The sequence below is a fragment of the Caulobacter sp. NIBR1757 genome (assembly GCF_027912495.1).
In the GTDB taxonomy this organism is placed as follows: domain Bacteria; phylum Pseudomonadota; class Alphaproteobacteria; order Caulobacterales; family Caulobacteraceae; genus Caulobacter.
In genome coordinates, this window is sequence record NZ_CP115463.1 from 272,427 (window position 1) to 291,572 (window position 19,146).

Below are 19,146 nucleotides of genomic sequence, written 5' to 3' on the forward strand. Positions count from 1 at the left end.
CGGTCGGCGGCGGCATTCAGGGATTCTTCGGAAGGGCCGGCGCTGCCCCCTCCACCACCGCCTTCGGCGGCGGTCCCCCTCCCCCGTCCGCTTCGCGGCCGAAGGAGGATTTGCAGCGTGGCCGTCGCCGCTCGCGTCACGACCGCCTCGACGTCCGCAACCGCGTTCCACGCAGGATCCTCGACCTCAACCTCTATCTCGGGATCGCTCATCAGCCGCGCTTGGCCGCGTCTTCGTCGTAGGCCTTGACGATGCGGGCCACCATCGGGTGGCGGACCACGTCGGCGGCCGTGAAGCGGGTCAGGGCGACGCCTTCGACGCCCTCCAGGATAGCCACGGCATGGGCCAGGCCGGAATCGCGCGGGTTGACCAGGTCGATCTGGCTGGGATCGCCGGTCACCGCCATGCGGCTGCCTTCGCCCATCCGGGTCAGCACCATCTTCATCTGCAGGCGTGAGGTGTTCTGGGCCTCATCGACGATGATGAAGGCGTGGCTGAGGGTGCGGCCACGCATGAAGGCGATCGGGGCGACCTCGATCTCGCCCTTCTCGCGGCGCTTGCGCAGCTGTTCGGCCCCCATGATCTGGATCAGGCTTTCCCAGACCGGCGCCATGTAGGGATCGACCTTCTCGGTCAGGTCGCCGGGCAGGAAGCCGAGTTTCTCGCCCGCCTCGACGGCCGGACGGGTGACGATCAGCCGGTCGATCTCGCCGCGCATCAGCATGCCGGCGCCGTGGGCCACGGCCAGGAAGGTCTTGCCGGTGCCGGCGGGACCCAGGCCAAAGACCAGGTCGTGGCGGCCCAGCATGTCCATGTACTGCGCCTGGGTCGCCGTCTTCGGCGACACCGGGCCGCGGCGGGCGCCGCCAGGGGCGACGGGGCCGGTCTCGCCGGAGCGGGCCTGGCCGACGGCGACGCGGACGTCGGCCTCGGTCACCACGGCGCCGGAATCGGCCTGGGCCGCGAGGGCGGCGATGGCCCGCTTGGCCAGGCCGCGGGCGCGGGCGTCGCCGTCCACGGAGACGCCGCCGCCGGGGGTCTCGACGAGCACCTTGAAGGCGTCCTCGATCAGGGCGGCGTGGCGGCTGCCAGGACCGGCGACCGCGCGGGCGGCATCGTCGGACAGGGGCAGGAATTCAGGCGGACGACTCACGCGGGCTCCAGCGCTTGCACAAGCTCACCGGTGAGACTTCCCTTGTGGCCGGTGACGATCCTGACCGGAACGATCTGGCCGACAAGATGATCCGGCCCGTCGAGATGGACCGGCTGCAGATAGGGGCTGCGGCCGCCCAGCTGGCCCTCGCGGCGACCGGGCTTTTCGATCAGCACCGGCAGGACCTTGCCGGCCTGGGCTTCGTTGAAGGCCTGCTGCTGCTGGCCGAGCAGGGCGTTGAGCCGCTGCAGGCGTTCGTCCATCACCTCTTCGGCGATCTGGCCGGGCATGGCCGAGGCCGGGGTGCCGGGACGGCGGCTGTATTTGAACGAGAAGGCGGAGGCGTAGTTCACCTCGGTCACCAGATCGAGGGTGGCCTGGAAGTCCTTTTCCCGCTCGCCGGGGAAGCCGACGATGAAGTCGCAGCTCATGGCGATGTCCGGCCGGGCGGCGCGGATGCGTTCGACCAGCCGAAGATAGCTTTCGGCCGTGTGGTCGCGGTTCATGGCTTTCAGGATCTTGTCCGACCCGGCCTGCACCGGCAGGTGCAGATAGGGCATCAGTTCCGGCAGGTCGCCATGGGCGGCGATCAGCGCCTCGTCCATGTCGCGCGGATGGCTGGTGGTGTAGCGGATGCGGTCGAGGCCATCGACCTTGGCCAGCTGGCGAACCAGCGCCGCAAGGCCGCCCGGGGCGCCGTCGTAGGCGTTGACGTTCTGGCCCAGCAGGGTGACTTCGCGGACGCCCTTTTCGGCCAGGTTTCGGGCCTCGGTCAGGATGGCCTCGGCCGGCCGGGACCATTCGGCGCCGCGCGTATAGGGCACCACGCAGAAGGTGCAGAACTTGTCACAGCCCTCCTGCACGGTGAGAAAGGCCGTGACGCCGCTGACGTGGCGGGTCTCGGGCAGGGCGTCGAACTTTTCCTCCGGGGAAAATTCGGCGGCCAGGCCTTCGCCCTTGGCGCGGTGGGCGCGGGCGATCAGTTCGGGCAGCTGGTGATAGGCCTGCGGCCCGACCACCAGATCGACGGCCGGCTGGCGCTTCATGATCTCGGCGCCCTCGGCCTGGGCGACGCAGCCGGCCACGGCGATGGTCATGACGCCGTCGCCGGCCTCGGCCTTGCGAGCCTTCATCCGCTTGATCTGGCCCAGCTCCGAATAGACCTTCTCGGTGGCCTTCTCGCGGATGTGGCAGGTGTTGAGGACGACCAGATCGGCGCCTTCCGGATCGTCGGTCATGCCATAGCCCAGCGGGCGCAGGACATCGGCCATGCGCTCGCTGTCGTAGACATTCATCTGACAGCCGTAGGTCTTGATGTAGAGGCGCTTCATGGGCGCGGAGGTCGTCATGCCGGGGTTATGGGGGTCAGGGACCGAAGTCGCAAGTTCCTCCCGCCGCCGGGGCTACTGCGTGACCTTTTCCGAGTCTTCCAGCGGCATGCCGTAGAGTTCCAGCCGGTGATCGACCAGGCGATAGCCGAGCTTGCGGGCGATGGCCTGCTGCAGACGCTCGATTTCCTCGTCGACGAACTCGACGACCTGGCCGGTCTTCATGTCGATCAGGTGGTCGTGGTGATGGTCGGGCGCTTCCTCGTAGCGGCTGCGGCCGTCGCGGAAGTCGTGGCGCTCGATGATGCCGGCCTCCTCGAACAGACGCACCGTGCGATAGACGGTGGCGATCGAGATGTGCGGGTCGACGTCGTGGGCGCGGCGGTACAGTTCTTCCACGTCGGGATGGTCCTGCGCCCCCGACAGCACGCGGGCGATGACCCGGCGCTGGTCCGTCATGCGCATGCCTTTTTCGACGCAGAGCTTTTCAAGACGGTCCATGGGGCCTCCAGCGAGTCGGGGGCAAGATAGTCACGTGGGGGCTAGCTGTTAAGGGCGAGCCGCATCACGAGGGCGTCGACCGCCGGTTCGCCGTTTCCGCGGGCATAATAGCCGCGCCGCCGGCCCACGACCTCGAAGCCCAGGCCCCGGTAGAGGCCGAGCGCCGCGACGTTGTCGTCGGCCACCTCCAGGAACAGCGCCTCGGCCTGCAGCGCCATGGCCCGCACCGCCGCCGCCTCGACGAGACGGCGCGCCATCCCCCGGCGCCGGGCGGCCGGAGCCACGGCCAGGGTGATGATCTCCGCCTCGCCGGCCAGGGCGCGGGCGAGGATGAAGCCTTCAGGTTCGGCGACCACGAAGGTCCCGGGGGTTTCGAGCAGGGAGGCGATCTCGGCGGCGGACCAGCCGTGGTCGAAGGCCTGGGCGTGGACCGCGGCCAGAATCTGGAGATCGGGAGTCCCCACCTTCTACCGCTCATCCCGGCGAATGCCGGGACCCAGCCGCGTGATCTCGAAGTCAGCGGAACGGGCGCTAATAAAGTTGTCTGACAGCCGGCAGGCGGCAATCCGGAATCGCCGGAGTTCTGGCGGCTGGGTCCCGGCATTCGCCGGGATGAGCGGAACGGGGGGAGGGCTAGGCATAGGGATCGATGCCGCCGGGCAGCTTGGCGTCGGGCGTGCGCAGGTAGAGCGGCCGGACCACCGGGATCGGTTCGCGCACCGCCGCCGCCAGCCTGGCCACCCAGGCGGGATCGGGCCCGCCCGGGGTCTCGACCCGCGCGCCGGGGATCAGCCCGGCCAGCAGCGGCGCGCCCGACCCGACCAGGGTCACCGGCCCGTCCCCGGCCAGTTCGGCCAGCCGGGCGCTGGCGGTCTCTGCGGCCAGGGCGTCGGGGGCCATCAGCGGCGCCCCGTCGCGGAAGGCCTGAAGGTAGATCTGGCCGCGCCGCGCATCGACGGCCGCGCAGACGAAGCCGCCGCGTCCCGCCGCCAGGGCCGGCAACGACCCGACCCCGACCAGCGGCAGCGACAGGGCCGAACTCAAACCCTTGGCGAAGGCCAGCCCGACCCGCAGACCGGTGAAGGATCCCGGTCCGACGGTCGAGGCGATGCGGTCCAGACCGGCGAACCCGAACGGCGCCATCATCTCCGCCACCATCGGGGCCAGGCGTTCCTGATGCCCGCGGCTCATCGGCTCGGAGACAGCGGCCAGCACTGTCTCCCCGTCCAGCAGGGCGGCGGAGCAGGCGTCCAGGCAGGTATCGACGGCGAGCAGGCGCATGATGGGGCGTTCCTAGCCGTAGACGCGGGGCGGGGGAACCATGCGGGCGGACCGGCTTATCGAAGCGGACCTACCATTATATCCCGCCGCCGGCGGGCAAGGGGCGGAGCGGACGGCGGCGGCGTTGAAATCCTTGGCGAAACCGTCTTCGCCCTGGGGGCCGGGGCGCTGGACTTGCAGGTCGGCGCGTAGGGCGATGCGGGGCCGATTGTCAGCGAATGTGGGGGCTGATGGGGGGCGAGCGGGCTACATTTCCGGGTTTCGACGTCGCGGGCCGCGACGCCGGTCAAAAGGGCTCAAAATGAATATGTCTAGACATATTCATCCCTATTTCAGCGGCGACTGCCATAGGAACTCGCGCAGGAAGCCTTCGGCCAGCTGGGCGCTGTCGGGCGCATCGCCCGGGTTACCTGACAGTTCGCCGCGCCGGCCGATGACATAGGCCAGGGCGTCGCCGGGCGCGCGGCGGCAGAGGGCCGCGCCGCTGAACCGGTCGGCGCCGATCACACAGTCGCCGGCCTTGAAGGTCAGCGAGGGAAAGGGCGCCATCAGCATTTCGCCCCGGGGACCGATCACCGGTCCGCCCTGGGCGAGGATGGCGCCGACCCTGTCCGGCCCCTTGAGTTCCAGCACCAGCTCGCGCGGGCCGGAGACGGTGATGATCGGGGTCTGGACGCCCTCTTCGGCGAGGAAGGCGGTCTCGACCGCGGAGTCCGGGAACAGGGCGGCGATCGCCTCGCGCTTGAAGGCCGTCCCGGCCCCGACCGGGCCGACGCCGTCATTGCTGGCGGTCCAGGCCTCGGCCGCCCGCTTCGCGTCTTCCGGGACCGTCGCCTCGGTCGCTTCCGCCACGGGCGCCGTCGGCTTCTGTTCGGCGGGCTTGCCGCAGGCGGCGAGGGCGAGAAGGGCGATGAGGGGGAGGTGGCGGATCATGCCGGGCACCCTAGCGCCAAGCGTCGAGGGTTTGAACTGCTCAACTGCCGTCTGGCAGGGCCGCCAGCGCCGCTTGCCCGGCGGCGGTGATCTCCCAGCCCTCGCGGCTGCGGGCCGCCAGGCCGAACTCGGTCAGGGCCCGGGCGTCGGCGATATTGATGAAATCGACCGGCCGGCCGGCCTTCTTGGCCGCCAGGTTGCGCAGCGCCGTCAGCTGCGTCTCGCTCAACGCCATCACTGGCCTCCGGACAGGGGATTGGGCCGGGCCGCGGCGCGGCGGGCCAGGGTGGTGTCGAGCACCTGCCGTAGCCGGGTGGCCTCGGCGTTCAGGTCGGTGACGTCGTCCTCCAGCTGCGCGACGCGGCTCTTCAGATAGGCGTTCTCGCGCTGCAGGCGGGCCAGTTCCTCGCTCACGGGGCCTTGGCCGCCAACGCCAGCTGGTTCCTGACCACCGCCTTCAGGAGGGCGGTGCGGTGCGGGCTGTGGCCGCCGCCGGCCAGTTCGGCGCGGGCGCCTTCCAGCACCTCGCCGCGATGCCGGCCGCCAAGCGCCCAGGCCTCGGCCCGGATCTCGGCGGCGCCGACGCTGCCTTCGCCGACCGAGTTGAGATAGCCCCAGAAGCCGCTCACTTGGGGCCGCGCGTCGAGCGCGGATCGCTGAGGCCCGAGCCGTTCATCGGCTTGGGAATCCGCACCGCGCCGCTTGAGCGGCTGTCGGTGAGGAAATGGCGGGGCTTGGGGGGAGTGCCGGACATGACGTCCTTTCAGGCCGGGAGATTGGCGCGGCGCGCCGCAACCCCCAGCCCTTTCGATATAGGGGCTTGGCGTCAACAAAGCTTGCCTTATCGCGCGCAGGCCGCGCAGCCGGGGTCGGCGCCGACCCGCACGGTCCGGCTCTCGCCATGCAGGCCGTCATAGATCAGCAGCCGGCCGCCCAGCGTCTGGCCGGCGCCGGCGATCACCTTCACCGCCTCCAGCGCCATCATCGAGCCGATCACCCCGGCCAGGGCGCCGACGACGCCGACCGCCACGCAGGTCTCGGCGTCCGGCGGGACATCCGGCACCAGGCAGCGATAGCAGGGCGCACGGCCAAACACCCCGACCTGCCCGGTCCAGCGGCCGATGGCGCCGCTGACCAGGGGAACCCCGGCCGCCACGCAGGCGTCGCTGACCATCAGCCGGGTCTCGAAATTGTCCGTGCCGTCGAGCACCAGGTCGTGGCCGGCGACGAGGCCGGCGACATTGGCGGCCGTCACCGCCGGGGCCGCCGTCACCGTCACATGCGGATTGAGCGCCGCCAGATGCTCGGCCCCGGCCGCCGTCTTGGCCCGGCCGACATCGGCGGTGGCGAACAGGATCTGCCGCTGCAGGTTCGACAGGCTGACCACGTCGTCGTCGCTGAGGGTGATGGCGCCGACCCCGGCCGCGGCCAGGTAGAGGGCCGCCGGCGAGCCCAGGCCGCCGGCCCCGACGATCAGCACCCGCGTCGCCTTCAGCCGTTGCTGCCCCGGCCCGCCGACCTCCCGCAGCACCAGATGGCGGGCGTACCGTTCGACCTCGCCCTCGCTGAACGCCACCTTGACCTCGCTTCCGCCCGCGACCACATCGGAGCCATGCAAAACAGCAACAGCTTCCCCGACTGGCACGGCACCACCATCCTCGCGGTCGCCAAGGACGGCAAGACCGTCATCGCCGGCGATGGTCAGGTGTCGATGGGCGCCACCGTCGTCAAGGGTTCGGCCAGGAAGGTCCGGCGGCTGGCCGGCGGCAAGGTTATCGCCGGCTTTGCCGGGGCCACGGCCGACGCCTTCACCCTGCTGGAGCGGCTTGAGGCCAAGCTGGAGCAATACCCCGACCAGCTGGCCCGGGCCTGTGTCGACCTGGCCAAGGACTGGCGGACGGACCGCTACCTGCGCCGGCTGGAGGCCATGCTGATCGTCGCCGACAAGAGCAGCATCTACACCGTCACCGGCGTCGGCGATGTGCTGGAGCCCGACCAGGGCGTCGCCGCCATCGGCTCGGGCGGGTCATATGCCCTGGCCGCCGCCCGCGCCCTGATCGACGGCGACCTCGACGCCGAAACCATCGCCCGCAAGGCCATGGGCATCGCCGCCGACATCTGTGTCTACACCAACGGGTCGCTGACGGTGGAAACGGTCTGACCCACGCCGGACTCACCCCTGGCCTGTCACCCTCCGGCCCGCGAAGCGGGAACCGGGGGGCCCAGGGCGGCTCTGGAAAGACTCCCAGCCGTTTTCACGCGGACGGTTGGGTCCCCCGGTCCGCTTCGCGGCCGGAGGATGACATTGCTGGGGGTGGGGCCTACCGCCCACGCAGCTTCAGCGAAATCTCGTCGTGGACCTGGCGGCTGATGCCGTAGGGCCAGAGCAGGGCCACGCCGACGCAGCTGATCACGGCGGCCAGCGGGCCGTGGACGACAACCAGCCGGATCAGGGCGTCGGGATCGACCGCCAGCAGCGGATCGGCCTTGCGCGGCATGCCCATGATGTCCAGGCCGATGCCGGCCAGCAGCACCCCGACGCCGCTGGCCGCCTTGGCCGCGAAGGTGATGCCCGAGAAATACAGCCCCTCGCGCCGGCGGCCAAAGCGCAGCTCATGCTCGTCGGCGGCGTCGGCCATCATCGCCGGGAAGGCGACGAGGACCAGACCGATGCCGATGCCGGCGACGATCATCATCACCATCAGGGGCGCGACCGCCGCCTGGCCCGACGGCCGGTAGAGGCCGGCGATCCACAGCAGCGGCGCGACCAGCCAGACCAGGTTCAGCATGGTCACCCCGATCATCACCACTGACCGCTTCTCGAACCAGCGGGCCAGGGCCGGGGCCGAGGGCACGCCGATCAGGGTGCCGATCAGCAGCACGAAGGTCAGCTTCTGGATCTCGTCGGTGCCGATCTTCCAGACATAGGTGTTCTGGTGCGCCCCGGTGGTGCCGTTGACCCCGATGGCCACCATGATCAGCAGGCAGGAGAAGAACAGGATGCGGAAAGAGCGGTTGGAGAAGATCTCCATCACCTCGCCGGGCAGGCGGCGAAGCATGGAATGGCTGGTCGTTTCGGGCTGCGGCAGGCCGATGGCGTAGCGGGCGATGCCGGCGCAGCAGAGGATCATGCAGACGGTCAGCAAGCCCGCCACCGCCCAGCCGAAGGCCGGATAGGCGGCGACCTTGAACAGGCCTTCGGGCGGCGTCAGGTAGACGCTGTAGGCCAGGATGATGACGACCACCGCCGACAGCAGGCCGATCACCGTGCGCCAGACCACGATCCGCGAGCGCTCAAGGTAGCCGTCCGACAGCTCGGCCCCCAGGGCGATGAGGGGGACGTTGAACAGCGAGGTGGCCCCGCGGGCAAGCATCGAGGCGCCCAGCAGCCAGGCGAACAGCATGACCTCCGAAAGACCCTTGGGCGGGGCGAAGATCAGTCCAAAGCCCAGCGCCACCAGCGGAATGCTGAGCAGCATGAGCGGCAACCGCCGGCCCAGCTTCGACTTGATGTTGTCGGAAATCGAGCCGACCAGCGGGTCCATGATGGCGTCGGCGCAGAGGCTCAGGCCGACGGCGATGCCGGTCAGGATGCCGGACAGCCCAAGCACCTGGGTGTAGTAGAAAAACGTGAACGGCAGGGCGACATCGAAGCCGCCGCTCTGGACCGCCTGACCCAGGCCATAGGCAAACTTGACGTGAATGGGCGGCTTGAACGCCGGGACGACAACGGCTTCCGCAGTGTTCACGCGCTTCCCCTTGGTCTTATCGTTGGCGGGAAGGTGGGACCATATCGACCCCCTGCGCAATGATGACCCGACGTCACGGCGCCGAACATGACGGCGAATTAAATGGTCCGGACCGGCGTTCGGTGACATTCAGCCCGCCCCGCAGACCGGCGTTCGTTTATGGGCTGCGAAAATCCTCCCCCCTCCAAGGTCTGAAGAGAATGATCCACCACGCCTCCATCCCCGCCCACGATCCCGAACATGTCACCCGCGTCCTGGCCGAGGTCATGCACGGCGCCGCCTATCCCTTCCCCGGCAATATCCCCGGGGCCTTCATGGCGGTTTCCGGCGACGACCACGGCACCATGATCGAGGTCTATCCCTACGCCACCCAGGCCCTGCCCGGTCCGGACGGCGGCCCGGTCGAGCCCGGCCTCAACGCCCAGCCGCCGGCCCATTGGCCCTTCCACCTGCTGCTGTCGGTCGCCGCCGAAGAGCAGGAAATCCTCGCCATCGCCGCCCGCGAGGGCTGGCACGCCCGCCGCTATGGCCGCGGCGCCCCCGGCGAGCCGCCGATGTTCGAGGTCATCGAATTCTGGATCGAGAACAGCGTCATGCTGGAACTGGCCCCCGCCGACCTGATCGGCGCCTACGAGACCCTGTTCCGGCACCCCAACCTGGCCGAGGCCGGGATCAACCCGCTCTAGGCGCGAACCAGCCGCCGGCCCACAGGGCCAGGGCCACCAGCACCGGCTGCATCGCCAGCCGGGGCCCGTGGTACCACCAGCTGTCCGGCAGGCCCGGCACATGCACCCCGCCGAAGGCATGGTGGAGGTTGGCCGGAAACACGCCGATGGCGTAGAGCGCCAGGCCGAGCCCCGCCCAGCGGCGCAGGCGCGGGATCAGCAGGCCGAGGCCGCCGGCGATCTCCGCCAGGCCGGTCAGCTGGATGACCAGGGCCGGCTCCGGGATCCAAGGCGGCATGATCGGCAGGAAGCTTGGCGCCGCCACCAGGTGGAACAGGCCGAAGGCGGCGTAGACCGGGCCGAGGACCCAGCAGGCGACGAGGCGGGCGGTCATCGCAGGGGATAGTCCCCCTCCAGCCGATAGGCCGAGCCGTCGCGGGTCTGGTGGGTCGAATAGAGGCCGAACCGCTTGACGGTGAAGGCCGGGCTGCGCAGCAGGTTGTTGGCCGCCTCCCAGTCCATGACCGCGCCGGGGTCGGGGCGTTTGAGGTAGGCCAGGGTCACATGCGGCCGGTAAAGCCGGGTGTCGGCCGCGATCCCGGCCCGCCGCGCCGCGCTCTCGCAGCGTTTCTGCAGCCGGGTCAGGGCGGCGTTCTCCGCCACGCCGGCCCAGATGGCGTGGATGTCCTGCGGCTCGCCGAAATGCCCGACGCCGGCCAGCTGCAGGTCGAAGGGCTCGATGGCGATGGCCGACAGTTCGGCGTCGAGGTCGTCGGCCCGCGTCTCCGGCGTGTCGCCGACGAAGCGCAGGGTGATGTGCAGCTGCTCGGCCGTGCGCCAGCGGGCGCCGTTGAAGCCGGTCTGATGCGCGGCCAGGCCCTGGGCGATGTCCCAGGGAATGGCGATGGCGGCGAAGAGTCTGAGCATGGGATTTGCAAATCCTCCCCCGTTTACGGGGGAGGGGGACCGCGAAGCGGTGTGGGGGCGAGGGCCGTGCGGCGACGGCTCTCAGGAATGGCCAACATAGAGGTGAAGACGGCGCTCTGTCACTCGCCCCTTCCACCACCCGCTTCGCGGGCGGTCCCCCTTCCCCGCAAGCGGGGAAGGATGGTGCGCTTTACGGACAGGGATTGGGCCGCTCGACGTGCAGGGCGTCGACGGCCTTCTCGAGCTCCGGCGTCCACACATAATCAAACGCGTCGATGTCCGTGGTCAGCTGCGCCATCGAGGTCGCGCCGATGATGGTCGAGGTCACGAAGGGGCGGCTGTCGCAGAACTTCAGGGCCAGGGTGGCCGGGTCGATGCCGTGTTGCGCCGCCAGGTCCACATAGCTGCGAATGGCCTCCTGCGAGCCGGGTCCGTCATAGCGCTGCATGCGGTTGTACAAGGTCTTGCGGGCCCCGGCCGGCAGGGCGCCGTCCAGGTACTTGCCGGTCAGCGCCCCCTGGGCCAGGGGCGAATAGGGCAGCAGGCCGACGTCTTCCTGCACGCCGATCTCGGCCAGGCCGTACTCATAGACCCGGTTGACCAGGCTGTAGGCGTTCTGGATCGAGGCCACGCGCGGCAGGCCGAGGCGGTCGGAGACCTCGAGGAACTTCATCACCCCGTAGGGCGTCTCGTTGCTGACCCCGATGGCGCGGATCCGCCCGGCCTTCACATGGGCGTCGAGCGCCGTGAGGATGGCCTCGAACCCTTCATGGTCAGGGCCATAGGCCTGGAAGGTCATGCCGCCGAAGATGCGCACGGCCCGGTCCGGCCAGTGCAGCTGGTAGAGGTCGATGTAGTCGGTCTGCAGCCGCTTCAGCGAGGCCTCGACCGCCTCGTCGATCTGCGCCTTCGTCTGCCGCGTCGGCGAGCCGTCGGCCCGCAGCCAGCTCATCGGCGAGCGCCCGGCCACCTTGCTGGCGAGAACCACCTTGTCGCGTTTGCCCGATCTGGCGAACCAGGTCCCGATATGGCGCTCGGTCGAGCCTTGCGTCTCCGGCGTCGGCGGCGAGGCGTACATCTCGGCCGTGTCCCAGAAGGTGACCCCGCGCTCGAGGGCGTAGTCCATCTGTTCGTGGGCCTCGGCCTCGCTGTTCTGCGAGCCCCAGGTCATGGTGCCCAGGCAGCAGCGCGACACCGAAATGCCCGTGCGGCCGAGTTGTGAGTACTGCATCTGCCCCTTATCCCCTGTTTTTCGAAAGCCTACGCGGCCTGCCCTGACGGAAGTCAGGGGCCCGTCGCGCGCGGAAGGAAAATCTCTAGCCCAGCGTCCGCGCCACCACCGGCGCCAGGCCCCGGACGATGATTCGCACGCCCTCGGCGGTCGGATGGATGCCGTCCCGCTGGTTGAGGCGCGGAATACCGCCGACCCCGGCCAGCAGGTTGGGATACAGCGCCGCGCCGTGCTTCTTCGCCAGGGTCGGAAAGATCGCCGCGAAGTCCCGCGCATAGCTGCGGCCGAGCGCCGGCGGCGGGGCCATGCCGGCCAGCACCACCTTGATGCCGCGCGCCTTCAGCTTGCCGACGATGCGGTCGATGTTGGCGCTGGTCTTCTTCGGGTCGATGCCCTGCAGAAGATCGTTGCCGCCGAAGGCTACCACGCAGACATTGGTGTCGCTCTGGACGCTGAAATCGACCCGCGCCAGACCGGCCGCCGAGGTGTCGCCGGAGACGCCGGCCCCGCGCACCCTGACGCCCTTGCCCATCCGGTTGAGCTCGGCTTCCAGCACCGACGGCAGGGCGAGGTTGCGCGGCAGGCCCAGGCCGGCCGTGATGCTGTCGCCCAGCACGGTAACGATGCGGGGTTTGCCCTGCGCCAGGGCCGGGGCGGCCGGCAGCAGGACCAGGCCGGCCAGCGCCGCGCGACGCGTGAAAGATCGTTCAGGTGTGTTCGCCATCTCAGCGCCCTATGTAGGTGAGGTCATCGCTTTGCCCAACGCTTCCTCCCCGTTTCAACAGGCCGCCCCGCAATATGTTCGACGCCCAGACCACCACCTCGCCGCTTCGTCTTGAAGCGGTCACCCTGACCCTGCCCTCGGCGGCCGGGCCGGTGGAAATCCTCAAGGGCGTCGATCTCGAGGTGGCGCCCGGCGAACGGGTGGCCGTCGTCGGCCCCTCCGGCTCGGGCAAGTCGTCGCTGATCGCCGTGGCGGCGGGTCTGGAGCGGCCGACATCGGGGTCGGTGGCCTTGTTCGGACAGGACATGGGCAAACTTTCGGAGGACGGGCGGGCGAAACTGCGGCGGGCGCAAGTCAGCCTAGTGTTCCAGAGCTTCCACCTGCTGCCCAACATGACCGCACTCGAGAACGTCGCCGCCCCGCTGGAGATCGCCGGCCGCAAGGGGGCCGACGACACCGCCCGCGCCTGGCTGGCCAAGGTCGGCCTCGGCGAGCGACTGACCCACTATCCGCACCAGCTCAGCGGCGGCGAGCAACAGCGCGTCGCTCTGGCGCGAGCGCTGGCCGTCGAGCCCAAGCTGCTGTTCGCCGACGAGCCGACCGGCAACCTCGACGGGGTCAACGCCCACACCGTCGCCGACATGATGTTCGATCTGGTGGCCCAGACCGGGGCGGCCCTGGTGCTGGTCACCCACGATGTCGAGCTGGCCGCCCGGGCCGACCGCACCGTCACCATGGGCGATGGGCGGATCGTGGCATGAGCGACGCCGCCTCTATCCTCACCCGTAGCGCGCAGCGCGTACGGGGGAGGGGGACCGCGAAGCGGTGGAGGGGGCGAGGGCCGTGCGCCGCCCTCTCCGATTTTGCTCCGATCCCGTTCCCGATCGGCCTCACTCCGTCCCTCGCCCCCTCCACCACCCGCTTCGCGGGCGGTCCCCCTCCCCCGTACGGCCTTCGGCCTACGGGTGAGGATGAGATGTCTCAATGACCCTGCCGCTCTCCTTCCGCTTCGCCGCCCGTGAACTGCGCTCCGGCGTCGCCGGGTTCCGCATCTTCCTGGCCTGCCTGGCGCTCGGCGTCGCCGCCATCGCCGCCGCCGGCTCGACGGCCGAGGCCTTCCGCCAGGGCCTGGCCACCCAGGGCCGCGAGATCCTCGGCGGCGACCTGCGGGTCAGCGTCGAGGACCGCCGCTTCACGGCTGAGGAACGCGCCCGTTTCCAGGCCATGGGCAAGACGGTCTTCGCCGCCGGCCAGGCCGCCATGGCCGAATCGCCGAACGGCGAGCGGCGGCTGGTCGAGCTGCGCGGCGTCACGCCCGGCTATCCGCTGGTCGGCAAGGTCGAGCTGACCGGCGCCCCCAATCTCGACGCCGCCTTCGCGCCCGATGGCGACGCCACCGGCGCGGCCATCGAGCAGGCCCTGTTCGACCGGCTGGGCCTGAAGCTCGGCGACCGCTTCCTGATCGGCGAGGCGAAGTTCGTCGCCCGCGCGGTGCTGGTTTCCGAACCGGACCGGCTGGGTCGCGGCTTCTCGCTCGCCCCCCGCGTCCTGACCAGCCTGAAAGCCGTCGAGGACGGCGGCTTCCTGGCCGAGGGCCTGCCCGACCGGGGCGAGACGGCCCGCATCGCCCTGCCCAAGGGCGCCGACGCCAACGCCGCCGCCCGGCTGCTCGATCCCCAGCGACCCAAGGAAGGCCTGGGCGAGCGGCGACGCGGTGAGCGCCAGGCGGGTCCGCCCCGCGAGGGCGGCGGCCTGGAAGTCCGCACGCGAGACGAGGCGGCGAACGGCGTCAAGCGGCTGATCGACCAGCTGGAGTATTTCCTGGGCTTCATCGGCCTGGCCTCGCTGGTGGCCGGCGGTCTCGGCGTGGCCGGGGCGGTCGGCGCCTATCTCGAGGCCCGCAAACCTTCGATCGCCACCCTCAAGGCGCTCGGCGCCGAGGGGGTGCTGATCCGCAACCTGTACCTGATCCAGGTCGCCGTCCTGGCCCTGCTGGGCGTCGGCATCGGCCTGGCCATCGGGGCCAGCGCCCCGCTGATCCTCGGCGAACTGGCGAAGGACAAGCTGCCGATCCCGGCCCTGTTCGCCGTCTATCCGATGCCGCTGCTGAAGGCCGCCGCCTTCGGCCTGCTGGCCGCCGCCGCCTTCAGCCTCGTGCCGCTGGCCCGCGCCCGCTCGACGCCGCCGTCGGCCCTGTTCCGCCGCGATCTGGCCGGCCGGGTCGGCTGGGGCCTGGAGCTGTGGGTCACGGTTCTGGCCGGCCTTGGCCTCGCCGGCCTCGCTGTCATCACCGCCCCGACCCCGATGTCCGCCATCGTCATGATCGTCGGTGTCGCCGTCGCCTTCGGCCTGCTGGCCCTGCTCGGCCGCGGCGCCGCCTGGCTGGCCGGCAGGCTGCGCCGGTTCGCCAGCGGCCCCTGGCGCATCGGGCTGGCCAACCTCTCCGGTCCGCGCTCGGCCGCCCGCACCGCCTCGCCCGCCATCGGCCTGGGCGTCGCCCTGCTGGCTTCGGTGGTGCTGATCCAGTCCAGCCTGCTGGCCCAGGTCAGCGAGGTGGCCCCGAAGACCGCCCCCTCGATGGTCTTCCTCGACGTGCCGGGCGAGCGCATCGAGGCCTTCGACGCCACGGTGGAGAAGGCCTTCGGTGTTCCCCTGACCAAGCAGAACTTCCTGCGGTTTCCCTTCGTCACCGGCCGCATTGTCGGGGTGAAGGGCCGGCCGGTCGACCTCTCCAGGGTCAAGGACAGCGAGCGCTGGGCCTACGACAACGATCTGCAGATGAGCACTTTCGCCACCGAACCGGACGACGCCGGCGTGCAGGAAGGCCGCTGGTGGAAGCCTGACGATCCGGCCCCGCAGGTGGCCATGGAGATCGACGCCGCCAGGGGCGCGGGCCTGGCCGTCGGCGACATGATCGCCGTCAATGTCCTGGGCCGCGACATCGACGCCCGCATCGCCGTGTTGCGCAAGGTCGAGTGGGGCGGCTTCAACCCGGCCTTCACCGTCATCCTCAATCCCAAGGCGCTGGAAGGGGCCGGCCTGCGCTGGATCGCCATCGCCAAGGCCAGCGCCGCCCAGGAAGAGGCCGCCACCCGCGCACTCGGCGCCGGCTTCGCCGAGGTCAACGTCATCAGCGTCCGTGAAGGCCTGGCCCAGGCGGTGGAGATGTTCGACCGCCTCAGCCTGGCGGTGCGCGGCGCCGCGGCGGTCGCCGCCCTGGCCGGCCTGCTGGTCCTGGCCGGGGCCATCGCGGCCGGGGCGCGGGCCCGGGCCCGCGAGGCGGCGACGCTCAAGGTGCTCGGCGGCTCGCGCGGCCAGATCCTGCTGGCCTACGGGGTCGAGTACGGCGCCGTCGGCCTGATCGCCGGGGTGTTCGGGGTGGCCCTTGGCTATGCCGCCGCCTGGCCGGTGGTCGTGCTGATCTTCGAAGCGACCTGGAGCGTCGACTGGAGCGGGGTGGCCGCCCTGGTCGGCGGCGCGGCGGGCCTGGCGGCGGTTGGCGGCCTGCTGGCGGCGGCCCAGGCCCTGTCGCGGCGGCCTGCTCCGGTTTTGAGGACAGAGTAAGAAAAACCCCGAAATTGCAGCTGGTTTGCCGGGGGCCTTGCGTCAAACCGCCACAGCCACGATATTTCCGTGAACGGCTCCATTCCGGAGCCGCGTGTAAAGGGTAGTTTTTCATGAGCGACTTCGAACGCGGTACGGCGCGCTCGATCCCGCACACCGCCGACATGTCGGTGGACGCTGGTCTGCGCGCCTTCATGTTGGGCGTCTACAACAAGATGGCTATCGGCCTGGTGGTCTCGGCCGCCCTGGCCTACGCGGTGGCCAATTTCGCGCCGGTGCGCGACCTGCTCTACGTCGTCAATCCGGTGACCGGCGCCTTCGCCGGCTACCAGATCCTCGGAGTGGTCCTGGCGTTCGCGCCGCTGGTCCTGCTCCTCGCCGCCGGCTTCATGATGAAGAACGTCACGCCGGCCAGTTCGGGGGCGCTTTACTGGACCGTGGTCTCGGTGATCGGCGCTTCGGGCGCGGTCTGGGTGCTGCGTTACACCGGCGCCTCCCTGGCCTCGACCTTCCTGATCACGGCGACCGCCTTCGGCGCGCTCAGCCTGTTCGGCTACACGACCAAGAAGGACCTGTCCGGTTGGGGCACCTTCCTGATCATGGGTGTCTGGGGGCTGATCGCCGCCAGCATCGCCACCTGGTTCTTCCGCTCGCCGATGCTCTACATGATCATCGCGGTGGCCGGGGTGCTGATCTTCGCGGGGCTTACCGCCTACGATACGCAGCGCCTCAAGATGACCTACTACGAGCTGGGTGGTGACCGTCAGCGCATGGCGGTGGCCACCAATATCGGGGCCCTCCACCTGTACCTGGACTTCATCAACCTGTTCCAGTTCCTGCTCGCCCTGCTGGGCGGCCGCCGCGAATAGCGGGTTCGGCGGCGGAAAGTGATCAAGGCCCTGGCGGAAACGCCGGGGCCTTTTTCTTACTCCACCACCTGGAACTTGCGGGAATCGAACAGCCGCAGCACCTGGGCCAGTTCCTGGCCGCGTCTCAGGGTCATGCCGCCCTGGCCGATCACCGACCAGGCGCCCTGCTTGCGCGCCAGTTCGGGCTGTTTCTCGATGCGATAGAGCGGCTGCTCCGAGGCTCGCCGGAAGATGCAGAAGACGGCGCGGTCGGACAGGCCGGCGATGGCGTAGTCGCGCCACTCGCCGGCGGCCACCATCCGCCCGTACAGGCGCATGATGAGGTCCAGTTCCCGGCGCTCGAAGAAGACCTGGGCGCCGGACGGGGACGGGTATGTCGGATCAAGGCTCATCGACTTGATCAGCCTAGACCCTTTTTGGCGTTTGGCGAGGGGCGCCGATTTATGCGATCGCTGAAATATCAGGCCGCGCAATGACCTCATTTACGGCCAACCGCCGCCCGCTTCGGGGGCGATAACCTCATTGTCGGCTGATCGAAGCGCCCACGGCTTCGGTACCTGAACAGCCCCCCCAGCCCCCACCGGGGTCGTGATCGTAACCTGCGGTCAGCCGACGACTTTAAAGAGAGCCCGCGTCGCACCCCTCCCCCCCCTGGCGACGCGGGCTTTTTCTTTGCCTGCCGCTAGGGCGGTCTGCTTCTCTCAGCAAAAAGGGAGAAGACCATGGGCAGACTTGCAGGCCGCCGCGCCATCGTCACCGGCGCCGCCAGCGGCATTGGCCGCGCCACCGCCGAGCTCTTCGCCGCCGAGGGCGCCCAGGTTCTGGCCGTCGACCGGCCGGACGCCAACCTCGTCTTCAAGCACGCCGCCATCGTTCCCATGGGCCAGGACATCGGCGAGGACGGTGCGCCGGACGCCATCGTCGGCAAGGCCGTCGCCGACTTCGGCGGTCTCGACATCCTCTACAACAATGCCGGCATCAGCCACGGCGCCCCGGTCGCAGACACCACCGACGAGGCCTTCGACCGGTTGGTGGCCATAAACTTAAGGGCCGGCTTCCGCCTGTCCCGCGCCGCCACCCCGCATCTGGTGGCCAGCGGCAATGGGCGGCTGATCTTCACCGCCTCGATCATGGCCCGCCACACCGACAACGGTCTGGTCGCCTATTCGGCCTCCAAGGCCGGGGTCGTCGGGATGATGCGCACCTTCGCCCTGGAACTCGGCCGCCACGCTGTCACTTCCAACGCCATCCTGCCCGGCGCCATCGCCACCGGCATGACCGCCGCCAGCTTCCAGCGCGAGGACGTCACCGCCATCTGGGCCAAGAAGGCGGCGTTGAAGCGCCTCGGCCAACCCATCGACATCGCCCGAGTGGCCCTCTTCCTGGCCAGCGACGACGGTGGTTTCGTAACGGGCCAGGCGCTGGGGGTCGACGGCGGCCTGATGCTGCGGGTCTAGGAGGCCTTCTCGGCCAGTACGCCGAGGATGCGGCCGCCCTTGGCGCCCTGCACGATGACCACGGTCTTCAGCCCGTCCTCGATCGCCTTGGGAGGCTTGTAGGCGCTGGGCCGGCCGTACCAGCTTCCCAGCCGCGCGACCTGGCGGACGACGTTCTTGTGGACCACCGCCTCGCCGCGGTTGTCGCCCTTCTTCGGCGTGATCTCGACGGCGCGGGGATCGTAGCGGATCAGCCAGACGTCAGCCCCGCCACGCGGGACGGGCCCGGAGCCGACAGCGATCCGGCCGTTCAGCATGAACAGCATGTCGGGCGCATTGCGCGGCGCCTTGGCCGCCTCGGCGACCAGGGCGTCGACCTTGTCGGCGCGGACGCCGCCGGTCTGGTAGCGGCCATCGATCACCACCTGCGGCGTATAGACCTCGCGCACCGCCAGCTTGCGGGCATAGGCCTTCTGGCGCTCGGCGAAGACCGGCTGGGCGAAGGTGTCGCGCCAGCCCAGATAGTCCCAGTAATCGACAGCGAAGGTCAGGGCGAGCACGCCCGGATCATCGGCCAGCTCGGCCAGATGGGTGTTGGCGGCGCGGCAGGACGAACAGCCCTGCGCCGTGAACAGCTCGACCACAACGGGCGGCTTCGGCGCCTGGGCGGCCATGGCCGACAGGGGGGCGAACGCCAGCACTGCAAGGACTGGGGCGAGGAGGGGGAGGAAACGCCTCATGGCTGGCACTTAACCGGAAGCGGAGGCCAAGTTGGCTTCACGAGG

Annotated in this window: 24 protein-coding genes; 6 read left to right on the forward strand and 18 right to left on the reverse strand. The window is 70.0% G+C overall.

The window, feature by feature from the left end; genetic code table 11:
- Positions 1-211 precede the first annotated feature (211 nt).
- The 11 genes from O5I81_RS01370 to moeB form a co-directional block, all read right to left on the reverse strand.
- Positions 212-1,153: a PhoH family protein gene (locus O5I81_RS01370; RefSeq protein ID WP_271067149.1), complete on the reverse strand. Its 942-nt coding sequence runs from the start codon at positions 1,151-1,153 to the stop codon at positions 212-214.
- Complete coding sequence (gene miaB / locus O5I81_RS01375) at positions 1,150-2,484, reverse strand: tRNA (N6-isopentenyl adenosine(37)-C2)-methylthiotransferase MiaB (protein WP_271069083.1); 1,335 nt, start codon at positions 2,482-2,484, stop codon at positions 1,150-1,152. The genes O5I81_RS01370 and miaB overlap by 4 nt, the downstream gene beginning before the upstream one ends.
- Positions 2,485-2,556: 72 nt before the next feature.
- On the reverse strand, positions 2,557-2,982 hold the full coding sequence (locus O5I81_RS01380; protein WP_271067150.1) for a Fur family transcriptional regulator: 426 nt from the start codon (positions 2,980-2,982) through the stop codon (positions 2,557-2,559).
- Positions 2,983-3,023: 41 nt separating this feature from the next.
- Positions 3,024-3,446, reverse strand: a complete 423-nt coding sequence (locus O5I81_RS01385; RefSeq protein WP_271067151.1) for a GNAT family N-acetyltransferase — start codon at positions 3,444-3,446, stop codon at positions 3,024-3,026.
- A 169-nt stretch (positions 3,447-3,615) separates the two neighbouring features.
- Entirely contained in the window at positions 3,616-4,263 is a 648-nt protein-coding gene (gene tsaB, locus O5I81_RS01390) for a tRNA (adenosine(37)-N6)-threonylcarbamoyltransferase complex dimerization subunit type 1 TsaB (RefSeq protein ID WP_271067152.1), read from the reverse strand.
- Positions 4,264-4,590: 327 nt separating this feature from the next.
- Complete coding sequence (locus O5I81_RS01395; RefSeq protein WP_271067153.1) at positions 4,591-5,196, reverse strand: hypothetical protein; 606 nt, start codon at positions 5,194-5,196, stop codon at positions 4,591-4,593.
- Positions 5,197-5,236: 40 nt separating this feature from the next.
- A complete protein-coding gene (locus O5I81_RS01400) occupies positions 5,237-5,431 on the reverse strand; it encodes a hypothetical protein (RefSeq protein WP_271067154.1) in 195 nt (64 codons plus the stop codon).
- Complete coding sequence (locus O5I81_RS01405) at positions 5,431-5,610, reverse strand: hypothetical protein (protein WP_271067155.1); 180 nt, start codon at positions 5,608-5,610, stop codon at positions 5,431-5,433. Before O5I81_RS01405 ends, O5I81_RS01400 begins: the two co-directional genes overlap by 1 nt.
- Positions 5,607-5,825 (reverse strand): hypothetical protein, encoded by a 219-nt coding sequence (locus tag O5I81_RS01410; RefSeq protein WP_271067156.1) that lies wholly within the window; start codon positions 5,823-5,825, stop codon positions 5,607-5,609. The genes O5I81_RS01405 and O5I81_RS01410 overlap by 4 nt, the downstream gene beginning before the upstream one ends.
- Entirely contained in the window at positions 5,822-5,950 is a 129-nt protein-coding gene (locus tag O5I81_RS01415) for a hypothetical protein (protein WP_271067157.1), read from the reverse strand. The genes O5I81_RS01410 and O5I81_RS01415 overlap by 4 nt, the downstream gene beginning before the upstream one ends.
- A gap of 87 nt (positions 5,951-6,037) precedes the next feature.
- A complete protein-coding gene (gene moeB, locus O5I81_RS01420) occupies positions 6,038-6,772 on the reverse strand; it encodes a molybdopterin-synthase adenylyltransferase MoeB (RefSeq protein WP_271067158.1) in 735 nt (244 codons plus the stop codon).
- Positions 6,773-6,808: 36 nt separating this feature from the next.
- Here moeB and hslV point away from each other — a divergent pair, with 36 nt between their 5' ends.
- The gene (hslV, locus tag O5I81_RS01425) at positions 6,809-7,357 is read left to right on the forward strand and encodes an ATP-dependent protease subunit HslV (protein WP_271067159.1); all 549 of its coding nucleotides are present in this window, start codon (positions 6,809-6,811) and stop codon (positions 7,355-7,357) included.
- Between the two features lie 160 nt (positions 7,358-7,517).
- On the opposite strand, the gene O5I81_RS01430 is transcribed toward hslV, so the two are convergent.
- Positions 7,518-8,945, reverse strand: coding sequence for an MFS transporter (locus O5I81_RS01430; RefSeq protein WP_271067160.1), 1,428 nt, complete (start codon positions 8,943-8,945; stop codon positions 7,518-7,520).
- A 200-nt stretch (positions 8,946-9,145) separates the two neighbouring features.
- Between O5I81_RS01430 and O5I81_RS01435 the strand changes: the two genes are divergently transcribed.
- Positions 9,146-9,631 (forward strand): hypothetical protein, encoded by a 486-nt coding sequence (locus tag O5I81_RS01435; RefSeq protein ID WP_271067161.1) that lies wholly within the window; start codon positions 9,146-9,148, stop codon positions 9,629-9,631.
- Here the strand turns inward: O5I81_RS01435 and O5I81_RS01440 are convergent.
- The 4 genes from O5I81_RS01440 to O5I81_RS01455 all read right to left on the reverse strand — a co-directional run bounded on the left by O5I81_RS01440 (position 9,618) and on the right by O5I81_RS01455 (position 12,492).
- Positions 9,618-10,004 carry a DoxX family protein gene (locus tag O5I81_RS01440; protein WP_271067162.1) on the reverse strand — a complete coding sequence of 129 codons (387 nt, stop codon included), beginning with the start codon at positions 10,002-10,004 and terminating at the stop codon, positions 9,618-9,620. The two genes, O5I81_RS01435 and O5I81_RS01440, sit on opposite strands and share 14 nt — an antisense overlap.
- A complete protein-coding gene (gene thpR / locus O5I81_RS01445; RefSeq protein WP_271067163.1) occupies positions 10,001-10,537 on the reverse strand; it encodes an RNA 2',3'-cyclic phosphodiesterase in 537 nt (178 codons plus the stop codon). The genes O5I81_RS01440 and thpR overlap by 4 nt, the downstream gene beginning before the upstream one ends.
- A 190-nt stretch (positions 10,538-10,727) precedes the next feature.
- Positions 10,728-11,768, reverse strand: coding sequence for an aldo/keto reductase (locus O5I81_RS01450; RefSeq protein ID WP_271067164.1), 1,041 nt, complete (start codon positions 11,766-11,768; stop codon positions 10,728-10,730).
- 85 nt (positions 11,769-11,853) lie between these two features.
- Positions 11,854-12,492 (reverse strand): arylesterase, encoded by a 639-nt coding sequence (locus tag O5I81_RS01455; RefSeq protein ID WP_271067165.1) that lies wholly within the window; start codon positions 12,490-12,492, stop codon positions 11,854-11,856.
- Positions 12,493-12,566: 74 nt separating this feature from the next.
- On the opposite strand from O5I81_RS01455, the gene O5I81_RS01460 reads away from it, so the two are divergent.
- From O5I81_RS01460 to O5I81_RS01470, 3 genes are all read left to right on the forward strand, one after another.
- Positions 12,567-13,253 (forward strand): ABC transporter ATP-binding protein, encoded by a 687-nt coding sequence (locus O5I81_RS01460; protein WP_271067166.1) that lies wholly within the window; start codon positions 12,567-12,569, stop codon positions 13,251-13,253.
- 223 nt (positions 13,254-13,476) lie between these two features.
- Positions 13,477-16,056 carry an FtsX-like permease family protein gene (locus tag O5I81_RS01465; protein WP_271067167.1) on the forward strand — a complete coding sequence of 860 codons (2,580 nt, stop codon included), beginning with the start codon at positions 13,477-13,479 and terminating at the stop codon, positions 16,054-16,056.
- A gap of 113 nt (positions 16,057-16,169) precedes the next feature.
- Positions 16,170-16,925 carry a Bax inhibitor-1/YccA family protein gene (locus tag O5I81_RS01470; protein ID WP_271067168.1) on the forward strand — a complete coding sequence of 252 codons (756 nt, stop codon included), beginning with the start codon at positions 16,170-16,172 and terminating at the stop codon, positions 16,923-16,925.
- Between the two features lie 56 nt (positions 16,926-16,981).
- On the opposite strand, the gene O5I81_RS01475 is transcribed toward O5I81_RS01470, so the two are convergent.
- Positions 16,982-17,317, reverse strand: coding sequence for a DUF2794 domain-containing protein (locus O5I81_RS01475; RefSeq protein ID WP_271067169.1), 336 nt, complete (start codon positions 17,315-17,317; stop codon positions 16,982-16,984).
- A gap of 330 nt (positions 17,318-17,647) precedes the next feature.
- Between O5I81_RS01475 and O5I81_RS01480 the strand changes: the two genes are divergently transcribed.
- A complete protein-coding gene (locus tag O5I81_RS01480; protein ID WP_271067170.1) occupies positions 17,648-18,382 on the forward strand; it encodes an SDR family NAD(P)-dependent oxidoreductase in 735 nt (244 codons plus the stop codon).
- On the opposite strand, the gene O5I81_RS01485 is transcribed toward O5I81_RS01480, so the two are convergent.
- Entirely contained in the window at positions 18,379-19,101 is a 723-nt protein-coding gene (locus O5I81_RS01485) for a DUF1223 domain-containing protein (protein ID WP_271067171.1), read from the reverse strand. The two genes, O5I81_RS01480 and O5I81_RS01485, sit on opposite strands and share 4 nt — an antisense overlap.
- Positions 19,102-19,146 lie beyond the last annotated feature (45 nt).